6 protein-coding genes and 1 pseudogene are annotated in these 4,419 nt (G+C 76.6%); all 7 read left to right on the forward strand.

Features of this window, described 5'->3' with window-relative positions; genetic code table 11:
- Nucleotides 1–134 precede the first annotated feature (134 nt).
- Nucleotides 135–1,040: a dihydropteroate synthase gene (folP, locus tag NT8_RS27310; RefSeq protein WP_084469332.1), complete on the forward strand. Its 906-nt coding sequence runs from the start codon at nucleotides 135–137 to the stop codon at nucleotides 1,038–1,040.
- Nucleotides 1,037–1,480 (forward strand): nuclear transport factor 2 family protein, encoded by a 444-nt coding sequence (locus tag NT8_RS27315; protein WP_067975781.1) that lies wholly within the window; start codon nucleotides 1,037–1,039, stop codon nucleotides 1,478–1,480. Before folP ends, NT8_RS27315 begins: the two co-directional genes overlap by 4 nt.
- Before the next feature lies 1 nt (nucleotide 1,481).
- A complete protein-coding gene (gene folB / locus NT8_RS27320; RefSeq protein WP_245646356.1) occupies nucleotides 1,482–1,853 on the forward strand; it encodes a dihydroneopterin aldolase in 372 nt (123 codons plus the stop codon).
- Nucleotides 1,850–2,356 carry a 2-amino-4-hydroxy-6-hydroxymethyldihydropteridine diphosphokinase gene (folK, locus tag NT8_RS27325; protein ID WP_067975784.1) on the forward strand — a complete coding sequence of 169 codons (507 nt, stop codon included), beginning with the start codon at nucleotides 1,850–1,852 and terminating at the stop codon, nucleotides 2,354–2,356. Before folB ends, folK begins: the two co-directional genes overlap by 4 nt.
- Before the next feature lie 38 nt (nucleotides 2,357–2,394).
- Nucleotides 2,395–2,889 carry a DUF3180 domain-containing protein gene (locus NT8_RS27330; RefSeq protein ID WP_067975786.1) on the forward strand — a complete coding sequence of 165 codons (495 nt, stop codon included), beginning with the start codon at nucleotides 2,395–2,397 and terminating at the stop codon, nucleotides 2,887–2,889.
- 451 nt (nucleotides 2,890–3,340) lie between these two features.
- Entirely contained in the window at nucleotides 3,341–3,775 is a 435-nt protein-coding gene (locus tag NT8_RS31565) for a PH domain-containing protein (RefSeq protein WP_067975790.1), read from the forward strand.
- A 3-nt stretch (nucleotides 3,776–3,778) separates the two neighbouring features.
- Nucleotides 3,779–4,419, forward strand: a pseudogene (locus NT8_RS27340) (hypothetical protein); the annotation flags it as partial.

Consider the following 4,419-nt stretch of genomic DNA (forward strand, 5'->3'; position numbering starts at 1 on the left):
CGCCGCCCCACTCCGCTCCGCGGTGGGGGGCGGCGCGCCGGGCGCCGTCCCGGGCGCCCCGCGGTGCCCGCCGCCGCGCGGCACCCCTCCCGGCGGGGCGCCACGCGCGGCCCGCCGTCTCGTAGGGTTGGCACATGGCGTCGACGTACAAGCTTCCAGGACTCCCCGATCGGGGGCGGTGCCTGGTCATGGGGGTCGTCAACGTCACCCCGGACTCCTTCTCCGACGGTGGCGCGTGGTTCGACCGGAACAAGGCCATCGACCACGGCCTGCGCATGGCCGAGGAGGGGGCCGACATCATCGATGTCGGCGGCGAGTCCACCCGGCCCGGTGCCCAGCGGGTCTCCCGCGACGAGGAGCTGCGCCGGGTCGGCCCCGTGGTCCGCGAACTGGCCCGGCAGGGGGTGGCCGTCAGCGTCGACACCATGCGCGCCGAGGTCGCCGCCCACGCGGTCGAGTCCGGCGCCGTGCTCGTCAACGACGTCAGCGGCGGCCTCGCCGACCCGGCCATGGCCCGCCTCGTCGCCAAGACCGGGGTGGCGTACGTGCTCATGCACTGGCGCGGGCACAGCCACGACATGCAGAAGCGCGCCGTCTACACCGACATCGTCCGCGAGGTCCACGACGAACTGCGGGACCGGATGGACGCCATGGTGGCCGAGGGGGTCGACCCCGGGCAGATCGTCCTCGACCCGGGGCTGGGCTTCTCCAAGCGGCCGCAGCACGGCCACAACTGGGCGCTCCTCGCCCACCTCGACCGACTCGACGAATTGGGGCGTCCCCTCTTGATCGCAGGCTCCCGCAAGCGGTTCCTCGGCCGGCTCCTCGCCGGCGCGGACGGCACCTCCCGCGACTCCACCGCGTGCGACGACGCGACCGTCGCCCTCACCACGCTGGCCGCCGACCGCGGCGCCTGGTGCGTGCGCGTGCACGACGTGCGGCCCAACGCCGACGCGGTCCGCGTCGCCGCGGCCTGGCGCACCGGCGGCGCCGGCCTCGACGCCGGGCGCGGCGACCTCATCGGCAGGGGCGGCCTGTGAGGTCCCGGCAGGAGGTCATGGAGCGCGTGGCCGAGGCCAACGCGCAGTTCTACGGCGCCATCGAGAACGGCGACATCGACCAGATGCGGCGGGTCTGGGCCGAGGAGGACGAGGCCCCCGACCTGGTGTGCGTCAACCCGGGCTGGCCGCTGCTGCGCGGCCGCGCCGAGATCATGCGCGCCTGGTCGCTGATCATGGCCAACGTGCCCTACATCCAGTACGTCCTGACCGACACCCACATCGGGGTCAGCGGGGACGTCGCGATGGTCACCTGCGAGGAGAACGTCCTCACCGCCGAGGACGACAGCCCGGGGTTCGTCGCGGGCGGGCAGGTCGTGACCACGAACATGTTCGTGCACACCCCGCAGGGGTGGCGGCTGTGGTCGCACCACGCGTCGCCGGTCCTGCTGGACGAGGACGACGACGAGGACGAGGACTGAGGTGGCCGAGCACCTGGACCGCATCGCCGTGCGCGGGCTGCGCGCCCGCGGCCGCCACGGCGTGCTCCCCGAGGAGCGGCGCGACGGGCAGGACTTCGTCGTGGACGTCGTCCTGGGGGTGGACGTGCGGGGGGCGGCCCGCGACGACGACCTCGCGCAGACCGTGCACTACGGGGAGCTGAGCGACCGGCTGGTCGCGGTCGTCGGGGGCGAGCCCGTCGACCTCATCGAGACCCTGGCCGAGCGCCTGGCGGCGGTCTGCCTGGCCGAGCCGCGCGTCGCCGAGGCCGAGGTCACCGTGCACAAGCCGCAGGCGCCGATCGCGCACCCCTTCACCGACGTCGCCGTCACCGTCGTCCGGAGGCGGGGGTGACCGCGCGGGTGGTGCTCGCGCTCGGCGGGAACATCGGGGACCGGCGGGCCGTCCTCCAGGGGGCGCTCGACGCGCTGGCGGCCACCCCGGGGCTCACCGCGGTCGCGGTGTCGCCGGTGTACGAGACCGCGCCGGTCGGCGGCCCCGAGCAGGGGCCGTTCCTCAACGCCGTGGTGACCGCCGACAGCGCGCTCGACCCGGCCGCGGTACTCGCCCGCGCCCACGAGATCGAGCGGGCGTTCCACCGGGTGCGCGAGGTCCGGTGGGGGCCGCGCACGCTCGACGTGGACGTCATCGCCCACGGGGACGTCCGCAGCGGCGACCCCGTGCTCACCCTGCCGCACCCGCGCGCCCACGAGCGGGCGTTCGTGCTGCGGCCGTGGGCCGACCTCGACCCCGAGGCGGTCCTGCCCGGCCGCGGGCCGGTGCGCGACCTGCTCGCCGGAACCGCCGGGCAGGAGCTGCGCCGCCGCGACGACCTCGCCCTCCAGCCGCCCCGCTGACCCGGCCGCCGCGCCGGGCACCGCACGCAAAGGACCGCATGGACGACAGACCCCGCGAAGGCACCGTACGGCCGACCGGATGGCGCCCGCTGCTGGTGCTCGCCGTGGCCGGGGCGGCGGTCGGCTACCTCGTCATGGACCGCACCTACGGGACGTTCGCCATGGTCCCGTGGACGGCCATCCCGACGCTGTCGCTGCTGGCCCTCGGCGAGGGCGTCACGGCGGTGCAGACCCGGCGGCGCATCCGCCGGGTGCCCGGCACCACGCCGATCGCGCCGATCAGCGCCGCCCGGCTGGTGGCGCTGGCCAAGGCCAGCGCCCTGTTCGGGGCCCTGGCCATCGGCGTTTTCGGCGGCGCGGCGCTGGCCCTCGTCGACCGGCTGGCGGTGCCCGCGCCCCGCGCCGACGCGATCACCTGCGCCGGGACCATGCTGGCGGGCGTCCTGCTGCTCGCCGCCGCGCTGTTCCTGGAGTACGCCTGCCGCGTCCCCGGCGACCAGGACCCGCCCACTCCGCCCGACCACGTCGCCTGACCGTCCCGACCTCCCCGCCCCGATGCCCCGTGCCCCGCGCGGGTGGCCCGGTCCGGCGGGGCGGTCGTCGGCCGGCCGGACCGGACGGAAGAACGCAGGGTTTCGCGTGCCATGACTCCGCCGAGCGGCCAAGGAATGATTGACTGGAAACGTGGAGTTTGCCGCGTCTGACCCAACACGCTCCGAAGCCGCGCCCGTCGGCGGCTCCGCAGCCGCGCCCGCGCCCGCCGACCGCGAGAACCCCGCGCCCGACGACGGCGCGCCCACCGCCTCCACCGGCGGTTCCGCGTCCACCGCCGGGGCCGCGTCGGCCGACGCCGCCGCCGACGAGTACGCCGGTTCCCCGGCGGTCGGCGGCGCGGCGCCCCCGTCGGCGGGCCGCGGCACCTCCTCCGCCGTCGAGGCCGCGTTCGCGGCGCCCGCCGGTGCGGAGTGGAACCGGGTCTCGCCCATGCTCGCCTGGTACCGGCGCATCATGGTGCTCGCGGTGGTGATCCCGGCGGTCGCCCTGGGGGGCGGCGTGCTGTGGCTGTGGTCCTGGCCGTGGGCGGTCGCCTGGATGGCCGCCGCCCTCGCAGCGGGGGCGGCGGGCTGGTTCGCGGCCGCCACCGCCTGGCGCTCGTGGGGCTACGCCGAGGGGCCCACCGACTTCTACCTGACCTACGGAATCGTCATCCGCCAGCTCGTCGTCGTGCCCTACGGCCGCATGCAGGTCGTGGACGTCACGTCGAACCTGCTGGAGCAGGCGCTGGGCATGGCCACGGTCCGGGTGCGGACGGCGGCCACCACCGCCGACACCCGCATCCCCGGGCTGCGCCTCGACGACGCCGTCGTGCTGCGCGACCGCCTGGCGACGCGCAGCGAGACCTTCTCCACGGGGCTGTGACGCGTGACCGAACCGAACGACCACTCGCCCGATCCCACCCCGGCCACCCCGGACCCGACCCCCACGGCGCCCCGGAGCGAGGATTCCGCCCCGGACCCGGAGGGTCTGGGCGGCACCACCGCCGGCCCCCGCACGCCGACCGCGCCGCCCGGTGTGGGGCACGCGGACGACCCCGCCGACGTGGCCGATTCCACCGACGCGGACGACGCGGACGACGCGGACGACGCGGACGACGCGGATAACGCGGACGACGAGGCCGAGGCGTGGCCGTTCGAACCGGCCGACCCGCCCGCGCCGTCCGACCTGCCGCCGCTGCGCGAGGTCACCGCGCCCACGGACACCCACCGAAAGGCGGACGTCGCCCCGCCGACCGCCGAGGATCGGCCCTACTACCGGCCCGGCGCCGACGACAACGGTGCCGACGACCTCCCCGAGCCGGAACCGCTGCTCCCGTACGTCGACGAGCCCTCGACCGGTGCGCCGACCGGCGACGCGGCGCTCCCGCGTCCCGCCGCACGGACCGCCGACCCGGGGGACAGGGCAGCGGGACGCCGAGGCGCCGGTGCCGCCGGCACCGGCACCGGCGCCGATGCGGACAACGGCGTGCGCGGCCGCGAGGACCGCGCGGGGGACGCCTCCGCCCG

It is taken from the genome of Nocardiopsis trehalosi NBRC 14201 (assembly GCF_001552555.1).
GTDB lineage: Bacteria > Actinomycetota > Actinomycetes > Streptosporangiales > Streptosporangiaceae > Nocardiopsis_B > Nocardiopsis_B trehalosi.

Bases quoted from the DNA above. Each gene is read 5' to 3' on its own strand.
- folP (WP_084469332.1), top strand. From the start codon at position 135: ATGGCGTCGACGTACAAGCTTCCAGGACTCCCCGATCGGGGGCGGTGC.
- NT8_RS27330 (WP_067975786.1), top strand. From the start codon at position 2,395: ATGGACGACAGACCCCGCGAAGGCACCGTACGGCCGACCGGATGGCGC.
- NT8_RS31565 (WP_067975790.1), top strand. From the start codon at position 3,341: ATGCTCGCCTGGTACCGGCGCATCATGGTGCTCGCGGTGGTGATCCCG.